This window comes from Sphingobacterium puteale (assembly GCF_003627955.1).
Lineage (GTDB): Bacteria > Bacteroidota > Bacteroidia > Sphingobacteriales > Sphingobacteriaceae > Sphingobacterium > Sphingobacterium puteale.
In genome coordinates this window covers 97176-123192 of the sequence record NZ_RBWS01000016.1, presented here as the reverse complement: position 1 = coordinate 123192, position 26017 = coordinate 97176, and the positions used below count along the sequence as shown (strand labels likewise).

Below are 26017 nucleotides of genomic sequence, written 5' to 3'. Positions count from 1 at the left end.
TGATGGGAGTGGTTGTTCAATAGTAAACGACATATTATGGCAGAGAAAAATATGAAAAATCAGGAAGCATTGGATAAACTGAAAACAATCATTGATCAGATCGACGTAGGTACTATTTGTTCTTTTAGCAAAGAGTCTGTATATCCACATGGTGTTCCTATGAGTAGACAGGAGGTTGACCCTGCGGGGGACATATGGTATATTTGTTCCGCAGAAAGCGAAACTCATCAAAATATCGAAAACGATCCTAGAGTGTCGCTCTTTTATGCAGATCCAAAAAATTATACTTTTTTGAGCGTCAATGGTACGGCCAGTTTATCCAGGGATCAGGCAAGAATTGATCGTTACTGGAACAAAATGATGGAAGGCTGGTTTAAAAAGGGGAAGGAAGACCCCAATATCCGGCTAGTGCGTGTAACTCCTCAAGATGCGCATTATTGGGATTCGAATTCCAATAAGATTGTCAATATTTTTAACATGCTGAAGGCGACGGTAACTGGTCATTCCGAGGATATTGGCAAGGAAGGGGATTTAAATCTCAGAGCCGGAAGCTAAGATATCATTTACGCCCGCCCAATATAAGAAAGATAACCTTTTAAAGGGGTGGGAACAGCATATATAGGAATAAACATATAGCTGAATCGCAGGCAATGAATAGATCCAAAAGTCTACATATATTATTTCATGTAGACTTTTTTGTTGGCACGTTTAGTTTTTAAGATGATTTAATAACGGATTTTCCCGTTATCAATGCATAGGATCCCAGACTTTCTTAAACTCAAAAAGTTTTAAATTACATAAAAGAATTTAAGGTATCCATCTTCTGGAAAAAAAAAGAGTAGATATCCTTGCAGTGACATATGCGGATAATTTTTTGTGTGTATATTTGATTCATATGGACTGACCAAAATATTGACACTATGAAAGAACGAGAATTAAATGAATTGACTGACCAGGAATTATTGGAAAGAAAAAAGCAGCAAAAAAGCAACAAACTGATCAACGCCGTGCTAGTTGGATTTTGTGCCGGTGTATTGATTTATGGTATCGTGAATAAGGGTATTACTATTTTCACATTTATGCTCCTCGTCATGGGCGCTTGGGCATTTATGCGTTGGAAAAAAAATGACGAAGCTCTTGATGATGAACTAAAATCCAGAAACCTGAATAAAGAGTAATCTATATGTTTAAAATAATGATACCGAAGCATTTAGCGCTTCGGTATTAGGATTGTGAAGAAATCCAGATGTTAATTTAACCTTGTCAGTCGTTATTTATAGCGAAGCATTATCACGCAACATTTTTATGTTGTCATGCGCTTCCAGCTGTTTGTTTAATTGCATTGCCAGTACATTTTTTAAATTGGGCGTTAGCTCATCAGTGTCTTCCTCCAGCACCTTTTTATAAGTGGCTTTAAAGGCGTCCTCACCTTTTTCACAGCTTTCCAGCAGGCTTTTTTTATCGTTGCCAGTGACATTCACTTTTATACCCATCCAAGCTCTAAAAAGTTTACCACTGAGCATGGTACCGTCTGTAGGCTCTTTTCCTTCAAGTTCCATGTAAGGTGTCAAATCTGCAATAAACGATTGGGATTGATCGATGTATTTTCTAAAGTCTGGTTCCAGTTCATGCAGTCCGTGGTTGTGTGCAAGTTCTATCGCTTTGTTGTAGCCTTCGATTCTATCGTTATTGATCTTGATAATGTCATTGATAATTTCGGGGTTATTGATGTTATTTTCCATATTAAATTTGATTTATTTACATTTAATAAACCTATCAAAGGGCTGCTCCGTTTGCCCTATATGCGATTCAGGTATTTAATCCTTTGCTCAGTATTTTTACGAGCTGGTTATCGAAACTTTAAAAATGGTATGATAACAGTGAGATTCAATAATTACAATTCCAATGCATGGGCGTTTTTTAGACGTTAATGTCCCCCGATAAATCAGGTTTATCATTTTCTTTGTCTTCCTGCTCATCCTGAGCCTCATCAGGATCATGTGTGCGATCATCTTTAATACCTGATAAATCTGTATTTGGATTGTTATTATGATCGTCCGGATCTGCTGTGCGATCGTCTTCGTCTGTGAAAATGCCTTTATTTTGCTTACTTAGATCTGGGCTTGGTTCCCTTGGGTCCGGGTTGGGAATAATTGTCATAAGAAAGATGTACATACCCCGATGTACAATTTTTGGGTTATTGAATGGTTTCATATAATTGTCTTTTTTATATAGAACCGATCGAAGAGGTTTAAAGTTGACCGAAGTAATACGCAACTTGCTGCGTTTATACCTGAATGATAGGAATCGAAGAATCGCAACCTAAGAAATAACCATTTATTAGTAAACGTTTTTTATAAAAAACAATGCATGGTGCCATCGTTTGGATTTATAGAATTAATTTATAGTATTTCGTGCGGATGAATTATTAAATTAAGAGTTGGGATCAACAAACAAAGTAGCTCCATCTTTAGCGGCTTTGTTTGTTGATTCGTGAGGGGTAAATGCCAGTGAAATAGTTTATAGCAATATTACTCTTTTTTAATTGTTATTTTTTGGCATCAATATAAGGCTTGTGGTACTGCTCATTGAACCGTTTTTTGTCGTCGCGATAGCTACTGACGGCACCTAACTTGTGCATCAACTTGATATAACACCAGGCCAAGTCGATCTGGTAAGGCCTAAAGCCACTACGGGCGCTTTTGGGATAGAGGTGATGGTTGTTGTGCCACTCGCCCGCTACGATACCGGGCCAAAGTTGATTGATGGATTTGTCTTTTTCATTAAAATCTATCCCTTCCCGTTGTTTATCTTCACCTTTGGCATGGCCTTCATAATTAAAAGTACGTACACCAATGGCCCAAAATCCAGCCGCACCAAACAAGCAACAAGCCAGAGCGTGTCCACCGATCAAAAAGAATACAATATACCAAAATGACCAGTTCAACACCCAAGATAGAATCGCATGGGTCGGATTAACATAAGAGCCCCATTTTTGATATTGTGCATAGCTATTGGCGGTAACCCCAGTGTGCTTCATAAGCAGTTTTACACGGTTATAAGAGTTTTCGTTCAGATCTTTGGCAATGGGTTGATGGTTTACATCTGCTAAGAAGCAATAGAGAAATCCTGCCTGTGCATTGTACGGATCTCCGGGTTGATCGGATTTTGCATGGTGGACATGATGAGAAATTACATAAATTTCTTCGGGTATTACATTTATAGTAAGATTTTGCGTAAAGAAACGCCAGAAGGAGTTTCTAAATTTAAAGGCACCATGTGTGGAAAACCGATGATGCCAGATGGTACCATGCGTACCCATAACGATCATACTGTAGATAAAAGCTGCCAGGACCGTCCACCAGCTAAGGTGGGCAAAGAGAAAAACAAAGAAAAATGGAATAAGACAAGCTACTTTCAGCCAGCTAAAAAAGGGGAGCCAGTTGCGTTGGTCCTTAAAAACATTCAATCTTTTGAAAAATTCGCTGAATATCTGTTTTGGGCTCGGTTTAATAAGGTCTCCATTGTCGTCTTTCCATCCGTAGCTGGGGGTTTGGAGTACATGATCTAAAAAGGGCATTCTGTTGGTTGATTCTAATTGTTGATAAAGTGCTAAGCTACGGTATATATCGGTTAAAAAGTGTTAATTCAAAAAGTTTAACATAATAAGACCATACTTTTTAATGTAATCGTCGGGTTTTGAATGACAATAGGCATTTTTTGTCTTCGCCCTACTACCGTCTCTTTACCAATATGCTGTCCATTGGTAGTTGAGCTGTTTCATAAAGGGAGCGAACGATATGAAACGCAAAAAAAAGCTATTACGATTATATTCAAGAAAGATCCGGGCTTTTTGAATATAATCGTAATTGGCTTCTTGTTCGCTAACGGTTGTTATTGGACTGAAATAGTACCTATATCTTTAACGCTTCCCTTTACGACTTGAACGCCTTCAATAGTTTTGTCCATGTAACCTGACACTGTAGGTTGAATAACGATTTTGTATGTGCCTTCTGAAATACCCGGAAAATAGAATTTCCCGACGGAATTAGCTAAAGTTCCAACGGTATCGACTCCATTGATGGCGAACACATGTGCCAGTGAAGCTGCAGGATTAACAGTACCGGTAATTGCACCTGAAGTCGCTACTGGAATTGCACGGATGACCGGTTTAAGCAGGTATTTACCATTGCCAGTTTGTACGATTGACTTCGATGCATCAAAATCAAGTAAAAGAGTATAGGCGACATTAGGAATCAGTTCGTCTTGCACTTTTATCTTAACTCCCGAAGACTGACCGCTGGGCGTTGTGAGCGGATGACGGGTCCCATCAACCCAGATTTCATTCCCCTCATCTTCAAGTTTTAGTCTGATTTCCTGAATCATACCTGAAGGAACGTCATCACCCGCAATTACGGTATCTTTACCCATTGTATAATTGAGAATGTTAAATGGGTTTCCGTCAACATCTAAACTTTCACTGCCTGAACTTGTACGTATTTCAACTTCATCAATGTTTAGGTGAATGGCATCATAATAACCAGGAGCGTCCGTAATTTTAATGGTAACGGGAGTTGTGGGAGTAGATCGGTAATCATCCTCACTACAACTGCCTAACAGCATTGTGGCTGCTAATGCAGTGAAAATTAAATTTATTTTCATAGTTAGTATTTTTATGACACCCGATACAAATGCTGTGCCAATGTATTTAAAATGTTACATGGGTATTGGAGGTGAAATGAAAATTATAGCACCGTTCATGAGAAATATATGTTGTTTATTTAAACCTTTTTAGTTGCAGCATTGTGTTATGATTAACATTATTTATCATTAAAAAATGGTGCTATGGGATTAATGAAATATAGAGACAAACGCACTGCCGAAAAAACACCGGAACCCTTTGGCGGAAAGCCGAACGGCAAGGAACTGAGATTTGTTGTACAGAAACATGATGCCTCTCATTTGCATTATGATTTTCGCTTAGAGATGGATGGAGTGCTGAAAAGCTGGGCCGTACCAAAGGGGCCTTCTATGGATCCAACGATCAAGCGACTTGCTATGATGGTCGAAGATCATCCCTATGATTATCGAATTTTTGAGGGAATTATTCCTAAAGGTCAATACGGTGGCGGAACTGTTATCGTTTGGGATCAAGGAACTTATGAGTCCGTAGAAGGTGCAAAGGATGATATCGCCACCATGGACAAAAGTCTCAGACACCAGCTCTATTCCGGAAAGTTAAAATTTAGGCTTCATGGAAAAAAGCTGAAAGGAGAATTTGCACTGGTCAAGGTTCATGGACGAGGGGATAACGGCTGGTTGCTGATGAAACTTGAGGATAAATATGCAAGCGATCAGGATATCACAAAAAAAGATAAATCCGTTATCTCCGGTAAGACCATAGCGCAGATGGAAAAATCACCCGATAAGGTATATGGGAAAAAGATTGTTAAAAAAGATAGCACACTAAAAGATAAACACAGTACAACAAAAAAGGCTGCTGAAATGATTAGCGAACAGTCTGAAGCAAAGCCTGAAGAACCATTAGAAACTCAGATGGTGCCAGATAAACTGTTGAAAAAATCTCCCGCGCAAGCCTTTTATACCCATATTGAGCCTATGCTTGCAACCTTGGTTGATAAACCTTTTGATAATGGTGACTGGGTTTATGAGGTAAAATGGGACGGTTATCGGGCGGTTGCCTTTATGCATAAAGGGGAAGTGGAACTGAAGTCTCGAAATGACAAGAGTTTCAACGAAAAGTTTTACCCCATTTACGATCAGCTCAAGAAAATAAAAATCAATGCGATTATGGATGGGGAAGTGGTTGTATTGGACAAAAATGGTGTAGCAAATTTCGGAGGTCTGCAGAATTGGCGCAGTGAAGCCGACGGTGATCTTGTCTATTATGTATTTGATATCTTGTGGTATGAGGGTAAAGATTTAAAGAGCCTATCTCTTCTCGAAAGAAAAGCCATTTTAAAAACTGTACTTCCGCAGAACGAACAAATTCTTTTCAGTGAGAGTTTTGATACTTCCGGTGCCGACTTTCTTAAGGAAGCGAAAAAGCTGGGCTTGGAAGGGATCATGGCTAAGCGAAAATATAGTAGCTATCATGCGAATAACCGCTCACATGACTGGTTAAAAATTAAAGCCAATAAGCGTCAGGAAGTTGTTATTGGTGGTTATACCCTAAACGATGATTCAGGTAAGTTATTTAGTAGTCTGCTTGTAGGCATATACGAAGAGAAAAAACTCATTTATACCGGAAAGGTTGGTACCGGCTTCAATACTAAGATGCAAAAAGAAATGATGACATTATTTAAGCCATTGATCATAGAAGAGGCGCCTTTTGCAGAAGAACCTAATGTCAACAAACCTTCGCGCTTCCGTCCCAATCCACCACATGCATCGGTGACTTGGTTGCGGCCTGAACTCGTATGTGAGGTCAGTTTTACGGAAATAACGAACGATGGCGTTATGCGACATCCTTCGTTTGTTGGTATGCGGGAAGATAAAAATCCAAAGAAAATAATGCTCGAAAAGGAAGAGCCAGTACAACAGATTGTTGCAGATAAAACGAATCATATGGTTAAATCGCGTATGGCTGGAGGACGCAAGACCTTGTTAAATCCAACAGAGAAAACTCAAGTAAAAAACATCAATAAGCAGGAGCTCAGGTTTACCAATCTTGACAAGATTTTTTGGCCAAAGGAAAAGATCACCAAAGGCGACCTTATCAATTATTATTACCAGGTTGCACCCTTCATCTTACCATACCTAAAAGGTAGGCCTCAGAGCATGAACCGATTCCCAAATGGTATCAATGGAGAGGGGTTCTATTTCAAAGATGTTACCGATACCGCGCCGGAATGGGCTGAACTTTATTTATATCAAAGTGAAGCGGATAATCGGGATAGACATTATCTCGTCGGGAAGGACGAAGCAACTTTATTATACATGGCCAACCTCGGTTGCATAGAAATGAATCCTTGGAACAGTACAGTTAAAAAACCTGATCATCCAACCTACTGTATCATCGACCTTGATCCGGATAAAAACTCTTTCGATCAGGTGATCGAAGCAGCTCAGGTGACCAAGCAGATTCTGGACAATATGGGAGTGCCTAGTTATTGCAAGACAAGCGGTTCTACAGGGCTTCATATTTATATTCCTTTGGGAAACAAATATACTTATGATCAAGCTAAAGAGTTTGCGCGTATCATCGTGACTTTGGTGCATGCTGAAATACCAGCTTATACTAGTCTCGATCGTACTGTACGTGACCGAAAAGGAAAGATGTATCTGGATTTTCTTCAAAATAGACCTCACGCAACTATTGCGTCGGTCTATTCTGTCCGGCCAAAACCTGGAGCTACTGTGTCCATGCCACTCCACTGGGACGAGGTAAAGAAGGGACTGAAGATGACCGATTTTACTATTTTTAATGCCATAGAACGGATAAATAGTATGGGTGATATTTTTAAGCCTGTATTGGGCAAAGGGATCGACCTAAAAAAGATCATTCGTGCCTATTCTGCGAAATAGTCTTATTTCAGTTAATATAGCGTCACCTTTCATTGTTAAATAAAAACGCCATTATAATAGGACTGAGCCTATAATAATGGCGTTTATAGAATAAAGCAATGTGCAATACCGTTAAACTTAGTATTTCTTTCTGCTATACATTCGGTATTGGTATACTTTTCAATCGTCAGACGACTATTGCTTCAACAGAGTTAGCAGTTCTTTTGCAGCCTCTTCTGATGAGCCGGGATTTTGGCCAGTGATAAGCTTACCATCTTTGACCACATGACTGCTCCAATCATCACCTTTACTATACTGTCCGCCAAGATTGATCAATTCGTCTTCAACTAGAAAAGGGACAACATCTGTCAACTGTACAGCTTCCTCTTCGGAATTCGAAAAACCGGTAATTTTTTTGCCCTGCACCAATGGACTGCCATCAGGATTTTTTACAAATCGAAAGACTCCAGGGGCGTGGCATACAGCAGCAACAGGTTTATTGTGCTTCCAGAATGTCTCAATCAATGAAATAGAAGTTTTGTCATTTGCGAGATCCCACAGTGGACCATGGCCGCCCGGATAGAAAATTGCGTCGTAATCCTGTTCATTAATCTCAGACAAAACGACACTGTTGGCTAATTTGCGCTGAAGTTCATTATCCGCATCAAAGCGCTTTGTTGCTGCGGTCTGGAAATCAGGAAGTGCGCTTTTGGGATCTATAGGTGGTTGCCCGCCTTTTGGCGAAGCGATGGTGATGTCAATGCCTGCATCGGCCATAATATAGTAGGGAGCTGCGAACTCTTCCACCCAAAAACCTGTTTTAGCTCCTGTATCTCCCAGCTGGTCATGTGAAGTCAAAACGACCAATACCTTTAAATTCTCTTTTTTCATCTTTTTAAAAATTAATTGTCTAAATGGTAACACAAAATAGGGCATAAATCTTCAGACCCCTATGTGATATACATCACATTTTAAAGAATGGTTTGTTTTGGTGATATAGACCACATTATTTTTAGTGATAGAGCTGGCTGAGTGTCTCACGCCCCCCCGAGATAAGATGCAATCAAATGTTTTGGAACAATATTATACAATTCAGGATATTGGAGCACCAATTCCTCATAACGACTGCGCGAGTCGTTGTTGAGTAGGGATAGAATAATGGATGGTTTTATCGATATGTTGCCTGAGAATTTCGCGACCGTTCATAGCTTACAGTTAATTAATGGACTAAAATTAAGCAAAATCTCCTGATCTCAGCGTGCTGCGTCTTCTTTTGGAAGTGTGTCTACATATAATTGGTTATTTACTAAATATCAAGCGGATAAGCTCTACTGTATAAATAGGTTATTACCAGCTTAATATCACCTACTGAAATAAAAGTGAAATAATACTATTTTTATACTGTATTAATAAGGGGTTAATAGGGTATTACCCCTGATAAACCCCTGTTAATCCCTTGTTATATCCCTGTAATTACGATGTTACTATTGGCTTTGAGATTAATTAATTCCGGGTTTGTATACTAGATCAAGGAGATTATGTTATTTTTCAAAATCAATGTTTAACCGGTTTAGCGAAGATGAGAAATCCTATTTTTTTTATTTTTTATTTTGTTTATACAAAGTTTTTTTCTACTTTAGTGTTGCCCATCACGGGCACTTTTCATAAAATAGGTTAATAATATGGCTAAAACACCCGGAGTACCCCATGCTATCGGGTGTTTTTTTATTAAAGGCTTTTATTTTCTGTATTCATTCGGTGTAAGTCCTCTGTGTTTTTTTAATAATTTTGAAAGATGGTTTTTGTCACTGAACTCCAATTCGTGGGCGATTTCTCCAAGTCGCGTGCTACTATAACGCAGGTAAGTTTCGACCAATTCCAATCGATAAGCAAGCCGGTAATCTAGGGAGGATGTTCCGGTCTGTTGTTTGAAATACTCATCAAAATAATTTTTGGATATGCCAAAGTGTGAAGCGATCTGCCGGATTGTGGGTTTTATCTTTGTCCTTAGCATACCGCTGTATGTACGTGATGACCTTTAAAATAAAGCTTTTTGATCCTCCCGGATTTCGGATATTTCCTTTCGGATGAGGTTTGCCGTAAAATTCAAGTGAAGGGAGATGCTTTTCGGGTAATAAGGTAATCGTCTATTTTATGAAATGAACTCACGAGCGACCTGAATAACGAGTATTTTTGCAAAACTTTCATCCGAATGATCCGGAATACCGGCACGAGCATGGTAACTGTTGTTGGTATACTGAGAAGTATACAATAACTATTCTGATACAGTATTGTGAATAGTAGTGATTTTAAGTAAGTTTAAATACAAGGAACCAAAGATTACCATAAAAATTCCAAGAAAATATGTTTATTATTGACAAACAGACATTAGCAGACTTAAATGTTACGAATAATCAATATAGAGATTTGTTCGATTTGTTTGATGGTACAGTTACATTGGGCGGGCGTGATACCTTGTATTCCTATTTTCTTGATCCTCTTTCAGCTAAATCTAAGATATTGGACAGGCAATGGATTATCCGTTATATGCAAGAAGTAGATATCACAGATATTTTGGATAAGTATATGATGCAAGACTTGGAACAATATTTATCTTTGCCACTGGAGCCGTATTCACCGACCAGGACCTCCTATTATTTAGAGCTTGTCACCACAAATTTTCTTTCAGTGGATTTTAAAAAACGCCATCTATTAATTAGACGCTCCATTCATGAAATAGCTAAAATAATAGATTATCTCAATGTATTTCTTGGTGCTGTTAAATCTGCGCATCCCACAAAAAGTTTTATCGCTGATTATTTCAACAAAATTGATCGCGTATTGGAAGATATTGATTTAGGTGAGTTTGAAAAATTACTTGAGGATAAACTTTCACTGGAACTGATGATTAAATACGATTATCTTTTTAGGAATATCAAACGGAATGCGATACGTGAAGTCTTTGCTGTCTTGTATCAATTGGATGCGTTGTATGGTGTAGCTATATGTACTAAAGAAAGGCATCTTGTATTCCCCGATATAAAGGATCATGACCCAGGTTCCGATATGGTTCGAATTCAGGCCGGATATAATCTCTTTTTGGAAGATCCGGTTAAGAATGATATTGAAATAAAAAGTGGCGGTAACTTATGGTACCTGACGGGTGCGAATATGACGGGAAAATCTACATTGTTAAAAACAATAGGTACCTGCGTGTATTTGGCGCATATGGGTTTTCCAGTTCCTGCGGAAGCGATGGAAACAGTGCTCTTTGATGGCATATTGGCGACAATAAATTTAGGGGATAATATCAGCGCTGGAGCTAGCCATTTTTTTAATGAGGTGCTTCGCCTTAAGCACTTAGCTGAGTTGCTTGCAGCGGGTAACAAGATATTTGTCCTGATGGATGAGCTGTTTAAGGGAACAAATCATAACGATGCCAGTGAGGCGACGTCACAACTTATCAGCTGTCTTCGGGGATTTGAGAATAGTATATTCTTACTATCATCTCATATCACCGAAATTTCTTCTTCCCTGGAAGAAAAAGGGGCTGTAATGAAACATTTAGGCGTGAAACTGGATGAATCCAAAGGGCTCATCTTTACCTATAAACTCTTAGAAGGTGTCGCTCAAGATAAACTTGGTATGTGGCTATTGAAAAGAGAACAGGTATTTAACGTTTTACTTGCAGCCAGGTCACGGTATTAATCGTATCGGCGGATAATGGCAATGCAGTTGATTTTACTTCTTTCCAAAGTTATTTAAAGTATACAATGGAATGGCATTGATCATCGTAAAAGCGAAAAAGGAGAAACGAGCGAAATCCGTATTAAAGCATCAAGTAAAGAATTAACCCGGCATCCGTAAAAATAAAGGTCAATAACCGAATCTAAGTTTGTTGATCTGAAAATAAGTAATATATTTTACATTATTTACTCAGGGGGTTAGAATTTTTATACCTTGATCGTGGTTGAAAACGACGAATCATAAATTATCCAAGACGAATCGTAAGCGAGAGGAGAAGGGAGGAAAGAAGCTCTTTATATTTGTATCGAAAATTACTGTAGCTGTATCCCATGTATTAATATAATGGAAATTATTAAGGCATTTATCACTTATTTGGTTACTTACGCCATTACATATTATGGTATTAAGTATTCACTTTCCGATCATTTTTTGGTCATTACGCTAAATCTTGGAATTTCGGCGTTGACTGCGGCATCCATTACTGCTTTATTGTCAACTGATCTTTTAAAAAGAAATAAAAACGAATCATAAAGTCCTCTTGTTTGAAATCTGGAAAAGTTATCCAAGTAGTTGATAAGCCTGTTGTTGATCAGCTACCACCTCAACAACTGTGGTAGCCAGACAATCACCTGCGGGATACGGTAGATACGAATCGTAAATCACAGATACGGATTGTAAATAGATGGTACACAGGAGAAATAAACGAGATATATTTGGAATAGGAGATCAACACGTTACCGGTGGCGGTATAGATGTTTTTCATTAGGTTAGAAAGAAGCCGTTCGGAATTCCCCGTTCCAGCGGCTTTTACTTTTTAAGAATTTGCGATTTCCATGATTATCTCTATCTTCTGCTGGTTGCCCGGGATGTTGTACGTATACTTATGATGCTGTTTTTTGTCTTATCCATTTGTTATTCTGATTTTTATATAGGTTAGAATAGTATTTTTCTATATCTTTGATAAAGAGCCAAAAGCCTTTAGCCTTACCGCTGTATGTACGGAAATATTTTGACTTTTGGAAAGCGAGTAATTTTTGAATCATGAAACATCTTTTTGTACTGTTGCTCGGTTTGTTTTTATTGTCCAGTTGTGACAAGGAGGAAGTTGATCCTGATTCCATGGAGATCGATGGTAGTACATTATCAAAAAAATTTAAATTTATTAGTCGTTCTGTTGGTTTTTCGATAAACCAGTTCTACGTTGACCAGACCGTAGATAAAGATTTTTATTTAGGAACAGTATGGGGACTGAAAGATACTATGCCTACCGTTGGACTTGTTTCCTTGCGTAGTCACTATAAGCCGTTTAAAATCAAAATAGTACCAACCACTCCTGTTATATCCAGCGCGAAAATCGTACCTACGTTTGAAGGTGTTCGTTCATATGCCCGAAAAAATAAAAGTTCTGAGTTTACTATGTCGGGTTTTTCAGTGACAGATTTTTTTGATTATGAGTCAATTCGTTATCACCTCAATAATAGTCCTGATGTAGACAGTGTCCTAAAGCTTGTTGAACACCATGATTCAACAACCGTTATAAGAGCTTATAGCTGTTTGATGCGTAGTGAAAATATCGCATTTTCATTAATGGCACAATTCAATGAGTTTTCGTCTGCCTTTCCAAGTAAAGATGTTGTTCAACTCAGGCATGCCGGTTTTAATCCCTATTATACGAATGTTGTGAATTACGGTACTCATGTGATTATGATGGGGGAGAGTGATTTTCCGCGAGTTGATTTCAAAAACGCGCTCGATAAATTACTGAGCGGCCAACCATTGGTTGAAAAAGAGAAAACGATCCTTAATGCTTCGGATCTGTTGATCTATTTACGCGGTGGCAGAAAAGAAAGCTTTATCAGACGTGCGAATGGTCTACAAGAAATTTCAAAACTGGTAACGGAATTTAAAAAAGAGTTTGAAAAGCAAAGCAATTCATTTGATTTTCCCATAAGCTATTCACTCAGAAGTCTTGACAATTTTTCACTTTTAAAGTTTTGGTATTCCTATGATTTTCTTGTTCGCGAAGAAAAGAGTAATTAAATGCGCTAATGGGGGCTCGAAGATTTTTATTATTTGCTCTATAATCTGATGAATACCTTGGGTGTGTTTTTATTTCTGGGAACAATAGAAATCAGCTTTCCATTACGACGGATAAAACGCGTCGGGCCTCCCTGTTTGTCTGCGCTGCCAAATTAAACAAACGGTTGCGTTTTGATCAGAGTTGCCAATACTGATAATTCTCATTATTATCGTGTGGTTATAGTCTGCTCGTAAATAGATCAGCTATAGCTGGTTCTTTTATAAAATCAGACAATTGTGAAAATATATATATTTCTTGCCAGTATTCAGGTATTGTCAGCGCTCGGGCTATTGGCTCAAACGGCGAAATCGGACATACCATTACAACTATTGGGCACCCGGAGCTGGATCCGTGTGGATCTGGATGATAATCAACCGAACATGACCGGGACGAAGGTCTTTTGGGCGAAAACGAATAAGAAGCCGCAGACAACCAATGCCATATTAGCTGATGGAGCCAGACGTTACTATATTCAACAGGTAGACCCCGAAACGGCTTATTATATCTGGGTGGAATCTGCAACAGGTAAATCGTTGGCGAATGGAAAAGTGCATACGAGCAAGACATGGCAGCTTGATGATATGGAGCTAGGTGAAGTACAAAAAAATCCGAGTTCAAGAGCGGTTCCGCTTGGTATGGAAGTCTATTGGCAGGACGAGTTTAATGATCGACTTTTAAACCGGAATAAATGGACCACCAATTATTTCTCCTCATTGAATTATCTAAATGAAAAATCAAAGCAGGAGATGTTGCAGAATCAATTACCCCAGCCGGCCTATACGCTTGACGGATCCGCAATTAACCTCTATGTGAATGATACCATCCCAAAGCGAATCTTTACAGAAGGTGGAAACCAAAAGATTTCATCCATTCAGACCTATGACTGGAAAACGAATGAAAATTTGCTGGACAATAGTAAAGGTGGTTATTTTGAGGTAAAAGTACGGCGCAACCGCCAAGGTAACCCGAAAGGAACAAATACTGCATTTTGGTTCGATTCACCAGGACCGGATATTCGTTACTATCTTCAAGAGGGAGCCGAGGTTGATGGAATAAAAGGAATACGCCCAAAAGGCCAATTGTTTGAAATAGATGTGTTTGAATATATCACGGCTCAATTTGTCATCCACGGACATGTCGATACGAAAGGGGTATTTCAACGTAATCTTGCCACACATATTGCCGAAGGATATGAGCATGTAGGCCAGTGGGTTACCCATGGTGTGTTGTGGACTCCAACGAGTGTTAAACATTATATCAATGGTGATTTAATTAAAGAGTACGACGATAAAAATCAAATCTACTCACCCAACCATTTTATGAATGTGTTTTTAGGCACATACGGTTCCGAAGGTGGGGTAAATATGGAGGTCGATTATATCCGTGCCTATAACTGGCCTTTGCGTGATGGAAATGAGCTCCCTAATCCCGATTTTGAGGGAAAAGCTGGTCTCAAACCCTGGGAAGGAGACGGTACGATTGCGGAGGGTATAGGTGAAAAGGGAAGTAAGGCTCTTGTACTTGCGCAAGGGAAAAAGATAGAACAGTACATTTATCTGGACCCAGCGCAACAATTTAACCTTAGGTATTGGGGCAGAGGTGGCAGTATAGCCGTAACAGTAGACGATGTGAAGGTTGTGAGCGGAGAACTGTCGAATCTAAAGCAACAGACACTGGAGTTGGGTAAGAAAGGTAAAAAACAAGAAATTAATTTTGTGACTGGTCAGGAAATCAATCCAAATAAAAAGATAGTGCGAATAGCTTTTACGAACACAGGTAAAGAGACCATATATTTAGATAATATAACAGTAAAGAAGAAATAAAATAACTGAAACTTATCCTACCATAATTATGGAAATATGGCTCCATGTAGATGAATATCTTTTTTTAGATCTCCACTTTTTTGTTATGCCTGTTTCAAACATTGGCTTTTGGTTAAATATAGTAAAAAAAAGAATGATAAAATTAAGTAGACACGTTTTGTCTTACTTTTTCCATTAATTGTACCAAAAAAAGCAATGTACCCTTTCCAAAAGCTCTTCAATTGTGGAACTTTTTAACGGCTATTTGGATACTCCTGTATCCAATGGAAGGAGCGTTTCATTAATCCTGATTTTTGAGAATCCTGTTTGATAAGCTTAATTTTCTCAATACGGTTTTCAATAGTTTTCGTCAATAAGATATTTCCATTTCGATCGATTTCATAATCATATTGATAATTGTTCAATGTGAGTTTTTGTTGTTGGGAATCAATTAAGACAGATAGGGACAGAGGATTGTAGTCTATATCACGGACAAAGGCACGATCGTTATCCTGCTGAAAAATGATTTGCCGCCATTCTTTTGGAATGGTTTTGATATTCTCATCGTTTTTTTCAAAATGGTAGATTCCGTAGAGCGGTGATTTTTTAAAAAAGGCGTCGATTAACTTCTGGGTGTTAAAAGTCCCAATTACTTGCTGTACTCCAAAGATGGTAAGTATTAATATTTTAAAGACGACAAGTCCTTTTCTCTTCCATACTTTATTAAATAATGGTTGTTGAATGGTTAATAACTGTGCAGGTTGCCCTTTAATAAATAGGGAAACCAGTGTATGTGCGGAAGGTAGCAACAAAAACAGTGAAAACAAAAACAAGGCAGTCGAAACCATCTTCACTGGAACATCGTAAAAATAGTTGATGGACATGATATTAATGCTCGTGACAATGGTTACTAGAGCGCCCAACACAACGGTTTTCCGGAATAGAAGGAATCCCGACAATATTTCAGCTATTCCAATGAGAATATTGTAGCCTTTAGAAAAACCAATAAATGTCCATGCCAGTCCCATCGGAGTGTATTCTCCCAGTGGTTGCATCAACTGTGACAGTGAGGGCGGCTGCATTTGGAAATGCATCACTTTAATTACACCGTAGTTTATCAACATGAATGCAATATAATAACGTATTGTTGTGGTCAACCAATAATATAAGGTTTCATAGTTTTGACGCTTCAAATCAAATAAAGACCAGCTAATTGCGGCTACTGCGGCAACTATGACAAGCAAAAGTAACGATACCCAAGCATAGGAAGTATCCCCACTTCCATTGATAAAAATAGTATAATCGTACTGATATTGTAAAATGGTTTTCGCAAACCAAGGTGTGATCCAATGCATAAGATCAGTTAATGGTTTGCCGATGTATCCGAAAAGTGGAAAAGCACCATTATTGAAAACTAGTATGAATGAAAAGATGAAAACGAAAGAAAATCGGAAGAAGAATTTCTTTGATGGGGACCACGCTTTGATACTTTTTTCTGCAATAGAAGTCATAATAGAAGTTTATATTGATTAATTTAATATTTATCCATGAAATTAAGTGATTAAATAATTAAATAGATAATAAGATCGTGGTTTCTCTTGTTTGACCAGAAGTTTTTATCTTGTTTTAAAATATGGATAGAATGGATAAAATCAAGAATTATTTTGACTCACTCATTAAGATGGAGGCGGGGGACTGGGATATTTTTTCGTCAATGCTTTCCAAGGCAGTTTTTTCGAAAAGATCATTGATTCTCGAAATGGGCAAAACGGAGCGCTATCTATCTTTTATTGAAAAGGGAATTGTTCGGTTCAATATTCCAAAATTAGATTACGATTTTACCTTTGGTTTTGCGTTTGAAAACTCTTTTGTGAGTGCCTATGATTCATTCTTGACCCAAACTGCATCGTCTTATAATCTTGAAGCGATTACAGATTGCGTCTTGTGGCGAATATCTTATGATGATCTGGATACTGTGTACAAAACGACACAGGTAGGGAATTTTATCGGACGAAAGGCAATCGAAGATATCTTTTTGAAGAAAATGAAACGTGAATTTACCTTACTCGAAGATTCAGCCAAAACGAGGTATGTCAATCTGATGCGGGAACAGCCTGAGTTAATTAATAATATCCCACTCAAATACTTGGCATCTTATATTGGGATTAGACCACAATCACTAAGCAGAATCCGGAAGGAAATTTCTTAACAATTGTTCATTGATAGGGAATAGAAAGACCCATAACTTTGAATAAAAAAGATTATGAAACCACTTTTTGTTTTACTTACCGTATTTTTCATCAGCAATTTAGTTATACGACAGTATAAGGGCGATATGGATTATCATTTGGCTGGAAAAATAGCCCTTGCTACCACATTATTGTTTACCTCCCTTGGACACCTTATTTACACAAAGGGAATGGTGTTGATGCTTCCTGATTTTATCCCATTAAAAAAAGAAATAATTTATGTGACTGGACTATTGGAGGTCATGGGGGCCTTTGGTTTATTCATACCATCTATAAGTCGTCTTACAGGGATGCTTTTAATTGTCTTTTTTATACTGATACTACCGACAAATATATATGCGAGTATGAGGCACCTGAACTATGAAACTGCGACTTTTGATGGAAAAGGTACCGAATACCTGTGGTTTAGGATTCCATTTCAACTGCTGCTTATCGGCTGGACTTATTATTGTGTACTACGTTAATTTACGCTCCTCTTAACTTAAAGATAGCAATAACTTAATATTGATAAGTTTAGTGTTGTTTAACAATATTTTATTTTTGCTAAACATTTAATGGTAAATAAATGAGAGAAGCGATCAAGATGGTGGTATTTGATATGGCAGGTACTACTGTAAATGAGGATAATATAGTTTACAAGACACTTCAACAGGTGATAAATCAAATTGGTGGTTATCAACTTACATTGACAGAAGTGTTGGAGCACGGAGCTGGCAAAGAAAAATTACAGGCCATTAAGACTATACTAAAAAATTGCCTCAATATAGTTGATAGCCAATTGGCGGAGCAGATGTTCCAATCATTTTTGCAAGCACTTGAAAATGCCTATGAAGTAGCAGACATTTATCCGAATTCAAATGCGAATGAACTTTTTGCGATTTTGAAAGAGATGAATATACTTCGGGTATTAAATACGGGATATGACCGTAAAACGGCGGAATCCCTTTTGAAAAAGCTTAATTGGGCTGTCGGTCGAGATATTGATGCACTGATTACAGCATCCGATGTGCCTAAAAATAGACCTTATCCGGATATGATCGATCTTGCAAGAGTAAATTTTGCAATAACAGAGCCCACAGGTGTAGTAAAAATAGGGGACTCGATTATTGATATAAAAGAAGGTCAGAATGCGGGTTGTGCTTTGAGTATTGGTATTACGACAGGGGCGCATCTTGCTGACCAGCTAAAGTCAGCTCATCCGGATTACGTGATTGATGATCTACTGGAAATTGTACCCATTATCGAAAAATACAATATACCAAGTCAGGTGGTTTAATGAAATGAAGACCGTATAAAAGAAATAAAGCAGAAAGAGACCATCCAATCGGTCTCTTTCTGCTTTAATATGTCAAACTAAATGTAAGTGTCTATTGCATTTGTATACCTTCCATGGAATTTTGGTTTTTGTTTTTCTTGAACATATTCATGTCCATTTTGCCAAAACGATAGGAAAGGTTCAATTTGACAAGCTGCGGATTGGAGAGGCGATAATAGTCTTGGTAGAAACCATCCCCTGAAGAGACTATGGTATTGCTGCGGGTCCTAAAAATATCGTTTACAGCCAATGTCACGGAAGCAGCTTGATTTTTCAGGAAACTTTTCTTGATGGCAAAATCAATTCCATAAAAAGGCTTTATGTATCCCTGAGAGGAACTTTGAGCCTGATTCATCGGCGGACCAAAGGTTTGATTTTGTGTGACCGGCATATTTGTTTTCCCTTGATATTCAAACGCGAGCTGAAGGTTCCAATTCTTTTTTAGATTGAATGTATTATTTAATTTTCCAAATACAGTCCACATACCTTCCGATGGTGTCTTGTCATCTATTTCAATTTTTGAATTATAGAAATTGAGGTCTGCAGTCAGATCCCACCATTTTTTTAGGTTATTCGTGTACGTAAACTCTGCCCCATAGTTTTTGCTGGAATTTGCATTAATATAGGTATTGATAAAATCCATTTTATCGGTAATGGGATTGAGTTCCTGAGTTAGGTAACGGGTGATCAGGTTCGTGGTTTTTTTGTAATAAACCGAAGCCAAGAAGGTACCTTTGCCATGTGTCCGGCTATAGGATAATTCGCCTGAAGTTGTAAACTCCGGGACGAGGTCCGGATTACCACGTGTAATATTTAAGCTGTCCGTATAGTCAACAAATGGAATTAACTGAAAGAAGTTGGGACGATTCACACGACGGGTGACACTCATCTGTAGCTGATCTTTCTCGGTCAGTTTCTTGCTAAGGAATAGGGAAGGAAAGAGACTAAGCGGGTATTTATTGTGGAATTTTTGGTTTGTGTTGATTAATTCACCGTCATAGGTGGAATTTTCTACACGCATACCGACTTTATAAGATACCCAATCTCTGAGGTCGCCACCAAGTGAAGCATAAGCCGCATAGACCGTATTCTTGTTATCGTAATTGGCTGACGCAGCGCTGATATCCTCGTAATCATCTTTATCGCGGGCTTTAAGGCTGTTGTTATTCAGGTTTTTGAGTTTGTTGATCTGCGCGCGAACCCCCGTCTCAAGTTTCATCCCATTTTTAAATGGTTTAACATAATCTGCCTGTACGGTCATAAATTTATTGTCACCAGATCCAATGTTCTTTTGGATCTGTGAACCAATGATTCCACTTTTATCTAAATAATTGGTGGTGTAAGTACCATGAGAATTGTTTGTTCCACCGAAATAATTAAAGTCCGCGGTCAATTCTTCACCCTCGGTTTTGAATTTCTGAACAAGGCCTGCCTGTAAACCTCTAGGTTTGAAACTACGTTCGGATTCGGAAATTCTATTGCTATTGCCTTGCGTTTCCGTCGTTATCATCGTGTTTTCATTGGGGCGAAATTTACCTTCGACAAAGATTCCGGCAACAGATACTGTCGTGCGTTGACTAAGGTCATAGTCTACCCCGAGCCTTCCAAAGCTGATCATTCCCTTTGTTTTACCTTCGATATCCTGATTAACCTCAGAATTAACGCCACCAATTGTGCTGTTCCGATAGCTATCACCTTCGGTATTTGTCCGCATACGCATATTCATTCCCGTAAGGGATATATTGAATTTGTTTTGACGCAAATTGAGACTTCCCATAAAATTGGTCCCGCCAAAGCGATCTGCTCCAAGAGTAACCATACCGTTGTAACCTGTTTTTTTATTCTTTTTCAGAATAATATTTAAAATTCCGGCCATACTCCCCGAAGCATCATATTTGGCAGAAGGATTGGTGATGATTTCGATCTTTTCGATGACGTCAGCAGGTATTTGGTCTGGGGTTAATGTTGTGGGTTTGCCATCTACAAAAATAGTCGGTGCAGCATTCCGGAGCTTGACATTCCCATCAATATCAACTTGCACAGAAGGCATATTGCGCATAACATCGATGGCAGTACCACCCGCTGCTACGATATTCTTTTCTACATTGTATACTTTTTTGTCGATATCCATTTCAAGTAAAGCTTTACGACCTGTGACCGTTACTTCGTCTAGCTTTCGATTATCATTTTCCAATGTGATAGCACCAAGATCTTTATCCAAAACTTTGCTATCAGATCCATACTCGACCACAATATCTTTAGGGCTGTAACCTACCGAGCTTATTTTTAACTTCCATTTGTCTTTGGTGGATAGTGCCGTAAAACTAAATTTTCCATTTTCAAGCGAACTCGTGCTTTTGAATAAGATTTCCCGCTCTTTGCCTGAAGACTGATCATGGATCACCCGCAGTAGATTGACAGAAGCCTGTGCGATTGGTTTGCCCTGAAGGTCTATCAGTTGACCGGAAAGTTTGCCTTCAGCGACGGAGAAACTACCTGGACGGCTACCGGGAACTGTTTGGGCATGTAAAGAGGCAACCGCAGTTGCCAGTAAGAGTGCTGCTATAATTTTTTTCATTTTTTCTTTGCTATACGGATCAATAGCTGGTGTTGGACAAATTGACCCCAAGCAAATTTGTAAATGATTTTTATTTTACACAATCATCTGTAGACCGATGGGCTGAATGTGTAGACCAATGGCTGTTATCCTTTGTTCGCTGACCCTTTTGTCTGGAACTGCTCTATATTTTTGACATATTTTCTGCCAATTGGTAGTGCAACTTCAGGTAAGGTAAGTTTTGCCGGTGTGCAATGTTCGATTCTGGCTTTGTTGACAATAAAAGAATTGTGTATGCGTAGGAAATCGCTTGCTGGCAATAGCTTTTCCATACCACGTAAATTACTTCGGGTTAGGAGTGGGGTCTGCCGGTCAACCAAATAGATTTTTACGTAGTCTTTTAAACCTTCGATATAGCTGATTTCGTGGTGATAAATCTTGGTTTTTTTATATTCCACATGCACGACAATATGGTCTTTTTCGACAAGGTGTTTGTTCCGTAGTGTCATGATATCCGCTACTTTTCGAACCGCAGCCGTGAGCCGTTCTTTTGAAATAGGCTTCAAAAGATAATCTACTGCATTTAATTCAAATCCCTCAACAGCATATTGATGGTAGGCAGTTGTAAATATGATTAACGGTGGATCTTCGAGATCCCTGACAAATTGTGTTCCTAGTTTTTCCGGCATCTGGATGTCCAGAAAAATGAGATCTACCGAATGATTCTTCAGGTAGTTAACAACGTCTACAGGAGCATGGAATTTCTGTAGAATTTCGATTTGGTCAAAACTTAACAGATCATCCTCCAGCAAATTAAGGGCGAATGGTTCGTCGTCAATGAGTATACATTTAATCTTCATCTGTCATTAGTCTGAGTGCAACTTCAAAATAGTCGTCTGCTGTTCTTTTGATCGTGAGTTCATGGCGATTGGGATAAAGCAACTGTAATCGTCGTTTTACATTTGTCAATCCGATCCCTTCATTTGGCTGGTGCTCGGTATATTGTAATATTTTATTAACTGATTTAAAAACAAGCCCACCCGGAATATCTATGAATTGAAACTGTATGTAGGGGCTGTTTTTGCTATCCACCCCATATTTGAAGGCATTTTCTACAAAATGAATAAATAATAAAGGCGGGATCATTCTATTCTTGACGCTACTTTCGATTTGTAGATCAACTTCACCTGCAATGGGAAGCCTTAATGTCTGCAAAGCAATGAAATTACGCATATGATCAATTTCTTTGAAAAGTTCGACCTTCGGTCCATCAACTTCATAAAGTATGTAGCGCAGCATTTCGGAGAGCTTGACTATTGTCCCTTCGGAGTCAGGAGATTGCTTGCGGATCAGCCAGCGAATATTGTTGAGTGTGTTGAATAAAAAATGTGGACTAATTTGCAGTTTCAAAATAGTCAGTTCAGCTGTTGTCTTCTCTAATGCAATTTGCTTATTAAGTTCTTTCTGTCTCGCTTGTTCATTATAAAGAAAGATCATGGACGAAGTGATCATACATAGAGAGTAGATAATACCTGGACCTACTACAAGTCGCACAAATAGGATATTCTCTTTTTTAAAATGTGCTAATTCTCCGTTTGGGTTGAAATAAACGATGGCATAATTGAGCAGGACGTAGGCCACAAAACCTAGTGCGATGAATAGGATAAAAATCTTTCGGTGACCAAAGAAGTACTTCGGTGCAACAACATAACAATGCAGATAAAAGTTACTCGCCAGGAAGACGATATTGCTGAGATGTGATAGCGCTGAGTAGATTTTGAAATCAGCGATTTTATCGGGCTGATAGAGATAAGTAATAAAAGGGAGTAATAGCAGGATGGTCCATATCACTAGGTGTAAATAGAATTTTCTTAAGAATTTACTGATCATGATGCGCTCTTCAAGTTGTGCTATTATTGGAATGTAATCAAAAGTATAAAAATATTTGCGATAGTAATACGATATCGATGGCAGGGAATGGTATAAATTTTAGTTTAAATTGTTATGTCTCGAAATATTTCGGGACATTGGTTATTGCGTTTGCATAAACTCTTCAAAATAGTTTTGTATTTTGCATACATAAACTTGACAACGTGACATTCAATCCAAACCGATATAATTTAATGCCTTATAGGCGATGTGGGAAAAGTGGTATCCAGCTTCCGGCTATTTCCCTTGGTCTGTGGCAAAATTTTGGTGATATCGATCAAAAAGAAGTGTTTAGGCAGACGCTACGTACGGCTTTTGACAATGGTATCACACATTTTGACCTCGCCAATAATTATGGTCCACCTCCCGGTAGCGCGGAGCGAAATTTTGGTGCTATGTTGAGCTCAGATTTTGTTGGACATCGGGACGAACTTTTGTTGTCGACCAAAGCGGGATACACCATGTGGGATGGACCCTATGGCGATTGGGGAAGCCGTAAATATTTAATGGCAAGCTTACTTCAGAGCTTAAAGCGCCTAAAACTTGATTACATTGATATTTTCTATCATCATCGACCTGACCCGCAGACGCCTTTGGAAGAAACGATGACTGCCTTAAGTGATATTGTACGACAGGGAAAAGCCCTGTATGTCGGTCTATCAAACTATCCTGCGGATTTAGCGAGGAGGGCAATTGCACTATTACATGATCTGAGATGTCCTTGTCTGATCCATCAACCCAAGTATTCCATGTTGGTGCGTAAGCCAGAGGATGGACTGTTGGACGTGTTGGATGAAGAAGGGGTAGGAGTTATTGCTTTCTCTCCCTTGGCACAGGGATTACTGACCAATAAATATTTACAAGGCAATATTCCGACAGGTTCTCGAGCTTCAAAAGAACATTTCTTGAAGAGTACCACTATTACATCTGACCTGATCACAAAATTATCTGCTTTGGATGAAATCGCATTGCAACGAGGCCAATCACTGGCGCAGATGGCTATTGCATGGCTATTAAAGGATGAACGCCTGACTTCGGTTTTGGTCGGAGCGAGAAACAGTGAACAACTGACGGATTCGTTAAAGTCGCTTGATAATTTGAGCTTTAGTATAGAGGAACTCAACCGGATAGCGCATATACTTGATGTAGCTTAATTTTTAACGAATGATAAATAGCAATGTATATGTCGGTCTTTAAAGCCAAATTGGAGATAATAGGAATCAATCCTTTTGTTTTTGTGCCTGATGAAATTTTACATAATCTCTTCGCCGAAGCTGGAGTGGATAAGGGATATATCCCTATCAGTGGGAAGGTAAATGGTAAAGATTATAATCAGACCCTATTACGGTATAAGGGCGAGTGGCGATTGTATATCAACACCCAAATGTTGCCAAATTCACCTAAACGAATCGGTGAAATATTGGAATTATCTGTTGTTTTTGATCCGGAAGACCGAAGTCTGCTCCCGCATCCCGAACTAGAGCAGGCATTATTAGAAAATGAAGAAGCTAAAACAGTCTTTGACCGTTTGGCACCATCCAAAAGAAAGGAGATTATCCGTTATATTTCTTTTCTAAAGACCGATGACAGCCGACGTAAAAATATTGAAAAGGCAATTGGATTTTTGCTTGGTAAAAATGCGTTTATCGGGCGCCTGAAACCGGAATAAAAATTTTTGTTGGGGGATTAGTTCAAAAAATAAATAAAATGGAAGATGCAAAGGTAAGGTGGGGAATCATAGGGTGCGGTGATGTGACAGAGAAAAAAAGCGGTCCCGCGTTTAATAAAGTTAAAGATAGTAGATTATTGGCTGTAATGCGGAGAGATGCCGCTAAAGCTGCCGATTATGCCCATAGACACCAAGTTTCGCATTGGTATTCGAAGGTCGAAGACTTGTTGGACAATCCGGCATTGAATGCTATTTATATTGCGACTCCACCGTCTTCGCATTTTGACTATGCATTGAAGGCGCTAGCAGCCGGAAAAGATGTTTATATCGAGAAACCGGTTACCTTAAATGCACATGAAGCAAGACTGCTTTTGGATGTTGTCAGGAAGACTAATGGCAAGCTTGTCGTTGCGCATTATCGAAGACAGTTACCGCTATTTCTCAAAGTAAAAGAGTTGCTGGACACAGGGCGGATAGGAACAGTTCGTACTGTCCAGCTCCGGTTATGGCAGAGTCGGTCGCCGGATTTAGTGACCAAGGGGGCGGCAGACTGGCGCACAGACCCAACAATATCCGGAGGTGGATATTTTTTTGATCTTGCACCACATCAATTGGATCTGATGTTGTATTTTTTTGGCTTACCGATTTCTTTTGAAGGATTTAGCCAGATTCAGGATGTAGCCTCTGCTGTCGCAGATCAAACAACTGGAACTATATTATTTGAGCATCAAGTTGTTTTTAATGGAAGCTGGTGTTTTAATGTCAGGCAAGAAGATCAGGTAGATCACTGTGAGATCATAGGTAGCCGCGGGAAGATTACCTTTTCCATATTTGGCAATTCGGTAGCCGTTCAATCTGATGATGAAGAGAATGAATTTGTGTTTGAGCATCCTGAGCATATACAATATCCCATGATCGCTAGTACAGTGGCTTTCTTTGAGGGGAATGGTCCAAATCCTGCATCTATGGAGGAAGCAGTGACTTTAATGGAGATTATTGATTGTTTTGCCAAAATAAAATAAGTGACCAGTGACAGGCCGGCGATAGATTTCAACGCTTATAGGTATCAATTCCGATGCTATGGCTGGTCAAAATGAAAACTAGTGGTAGGCAGTCTTTAATCAAATGACAGTTACAATAGC

At 38.8% G+C, this 26017-nt stretch carries 23 protein-coding genes; 13 read left to right on the top strand and 10 right to left on the bottom strand.

Annotation, left to right across the window (positions count from 1 at the left end):
* The first annotated feature begins 36 nt into the window (after positions 1-36).
* Positions 37-555 carry a pyridoxamine 5'-phosphate oxidase family protein gene (locus D7322_RS20075; protein ID WP_121126014.1) on the top strand — a complete coding sequence of 173 codons (519 nt, stop codon included), beginning with the start codon at positions 37-39 and terminating at the stop codon, positions 553-555.
* Between the two features lie 365 nt (positions 556-920).
* On the top strand, positions 921-1178 hold the full coding sequence (locus D7322_RS20070; protein ID WP_121126013.1) for an FUSC family protein: 258 nt from the start codon (positions 921-923) through the stop codon (positions 1176-1178).
* Positions 1179-1274: 96 nt separating this feature from the next.
* Here D7322_RS20070 and D7322_RS20065 read toward each other — a convergent pair whose 3' ends face one another.
* The 4 genes from D7322_RS20065 to D7322_RS20050 all read right to left on the bottom strand — a co-directional run bounded on the left by D7322_RS20065 (position 1275) and on the right by D7322_RS20050 (position 4623).
* Positions 1275-1742 (bottom strand): PA2169 family four-helix-bundle protein, encoded by a 468-nt coding sequence (locus tag D7322_RS20065; protein WP_121126012.1) that lies wholly within the window; start codon positions 1740-1742, stop codon positions 1275-1277.
* 178 nt (positions 1743-1920) lie between these two features.
* Entirely contained in the window at positions 1921-2214 is a 294-nt protein-coding gene (locus tag D7322_RS20060; RefSeq protein WP_121126011.1) for a hypothetical protein, read from the bottom strand.
* 334 nt (positions 2215-2548) lie between these two features.
* On the bottom strand, positions 2549-3580 hold the full coding sequence (locus D7322_RS20055; protein ID WP_121126010.1) for a fatty acid desaturase: 1032 nt from the start codon (positions 3578-3580) through the stop codon (positions 2549-2551).
* A gap of 314 nt (positions 3581-3894) precedes the next feature.
* A complete protein-coding gene (locus D7322_RS20050; RefSeq protein ID WP_183078779.1) occupies positions 3895-4623 on the bottom strand; it encodes a DUF4382 domain-containing protein in 729 nt (242 codons plus the stop codon).
* Between the two features lie 222 nt (positions 4624-4845).
* Between D7322_RS20050 and ligD the strand changes: the two genes are divergently transcribed.
* Entirely contained in the window at positions 4846-7548 is a 2703-nt protein-coding gene (ligD, locus tag D7322_RS20045; RefSeq protein WP_121126008.1) for a DNA ligase D, read from the top strand.
* Positions 7549-7722: 174 nt separating this feature from the next.
* On the opposite strand, the gene D7322_RS20040 is transcribed toward ligD, so the two are convergent.
* Positions 7723-8418, bottom strand: a complete 696-nt coding sequence (locus tag D7322_RS20040) for a type 1 glutamine amidotransferase domain-containing protein (protein WP_121126069.1) — start codon at positions 8416-8418, stop codon at positions 7723-7725.
* Between the two features lie 847 nt (positions 8419-9265).
* Positions 9266-9541, bottom strand: a complete 276-nt coding sequence (locus D7322_RS20030) for a helix-turn-helix domain-containing protein (RefSeq protein WP_121126007.1) — start codon at positions 9539-9541, stop codon at positions 9266-9268.
* A gap of 350 nt (positions 9542-9891) precedes the next feature.
* Between D7322_RS20030 and D7322_RS20025 the strand changes: the two genes are divergently transcribed.
* The 4 genes from D7322_RS20025 (at position 9892) to D7322_RS20005 (ending at position 15177) form a co-directional block, all read left to right on the top strand.
* Complete coding sequence (locus D7322_RS20025) at positions 9892-11235, top strand: MutS-related protein (RefSeq protein ID WP_121126006.1); 1344 nt, start codon at positions 9892-9894, stop codon at positions 11233-11235.
* 381 nt (positions 11236-11616) lie between these two features.
* On the top strand, positions 11617-11805 hold the full coding sequence (locus tag D7322_RS20020) for a hypothetical protein (protein ID WP_121126005.1): 189 nt from the start codon (positions 11617-11619) through the stop codon (positions 11803-11805).
* Positions 11806-12315: 510 nt separating this feature from the next.
* Positions 12316-13314: a hypothetical protein gene (locus D7322_RS20010; RefSeq protein WP_147430495.1), complete on the top strand. Its 999-nt coding sequence runs from the start codon at positions 12316-12318 to the stop codon at positions 13312-13314.
* 276 nt (positions 13315-13590) lie between these two features.
* Positions 13591-15177, top strand: coding sequence for a glycoside hydrolase family 16 protein (locus tag D7322_RS20005; protein WP_220700134.1), 1587 nt, complete (start codon positions 13591-13593; stop codon positions 15175-15177).
* Positions 15178-15410: 233 nt separating this feature from the next.
* Here the strand turns inward: D7322_RS20005 and D7322_RS20000 are convergent, their stop codons facing one another.
* Positions 15411-16667: a hypothetical protein gene (locus D7322_RS20000; protein ID WP_147430494.1), complete on the bottom strand. Its 1257-nt coding sequence runs from the start codon at positions 16665-16667 to the stop codon at positions 15411-15413.
* A 131-nt stretch (positions 16668-16798) separates the two neighbouring features.
* Between D7322_RS20000 and D7322_RS19995 the strand changes: the two genes are divergently transcribed.
* From D7322_RS19995 to D7322_RS19985, 3 genes are all read left to right on the top strand, one after another.
* Entirely contained in the window at positions 16799-17365 is a 567-nt protein-coding gene (locus tag D7322_RS19995) for a Crp/Fnr family transcriptional regulator (protein WP_121126001.1), read from the top strand.
* A 54-nt stretch (positions 17366-17419) separates the two neighbouring features.
* Positions 17420-17869 (top strand): DoxX family protein, encoded by a 450-nt coding sequence (locus D7322_RS19990; protein WP_121126000.1) that lies wholly within the window; start codon positions 17420-17422, stop codon positions 17867-17869.
* Between the two features lie 101 nt (positions 17870-17970).
* On the top strand, positions 17971-18681 hold the full coding sequence (locus D7322_RS19985; RefSeq protein ID WP_121125999.1) for an HAD hydrolase-like protein: 711 nt from the start codon (positions 17971-17973) through the stop codon (positions 18679-18681).
* 91 nt (positions 18682-18772) lie between these two features.
* Here D7322_RS19985 and D7322_RS19980 read toward each other — a convergent pair whose 3' ends face one another.
* The 3 genes from D7322_RS19980 to D7322_RS19970 all read right to left on the bottom strand — a co-directional run bounded on the left by D7322_RS19980 (position 18773) and on the right by D7322_RS19970 (position 23167).
* Positions 18773-21298 (bottom strand): outer membrane beta-barrel family protein, encoded by a 2526-nt coding sequence (locus D7322_RS19980; RefSeq protein ID WP_121125998.1) that lies wholly within the window; start codon positions 21296-21298, stop codon positions 18773-18775.
* A gap of 125 nt (positions 21299-21423) precedes the next feature.
* Positions 21424-22137 carry a LytR/AlgR family response regulator transcription factor gene (locus tag D7322_RS19975; protein ID WP_121125997.1) on the bottom strand — a complete coding sequence of 238 codons (714 nt, stop codon included), beginning with the start codon at positions 22135-22137 and terminating at the stop codon, positions 21424-21426.
* Entirely contained in the window at positions 22127-23167 is a 1041-nt protein-coding gene (locus D7322_RS19970) for a sensor histidine kinase (RefSeq protein ID WP_121125996.1), read from the bottom strand. The genes D7322_RS19975 and D7322_RS19970 overlap by 11 nt, the downstream gene beginning before the upstream one ends.
* 233 nt (positions 23168-23400) lie before the next feature.
* Between D7322_RS19970 and D7322_RS19965 the strand changes: the two genes are divergently transcribed.
* The 3 genes from D7322_RS19965 to D7322_RS19955 are packed head-to-tail and all read left to right on the top strand — an operon-like array spanning position 23401 to position 25897.
* Positions 23401-24360: an aldo/keto reductase gene (locus D7322_RS19965; protein WP_147430501.1), complete on the top strand. Its 960-nt coding sequence runs from the start codon at positions 23401-23403 to the stop codon at positions 24358-24360.
* 29 nt (positions 24361-24389) lie between these two features.
* A complete protein-coding gene (locus tag D7322_RS19960; RefSeq protein WP_121125994.1) occupies positions 24390-24875 on the top strand; it encodes a YdeI/OmpD-associated family protein in 486 nt (161 codons plus the stop codon).
* A 38-nt stretch (positions 24876-24913) separates the two neighbouring features.
* Entirely contained in the window at positions 24914-25897 is a 984-nt protein-coding gene (locus D7322_RS19955; protein ID WP_121125993.1) for a Gfo/Idh/MocA family protein, read from the top strand.
* Positions 25898-26017 lie beyond the last annotated feature (120 nt).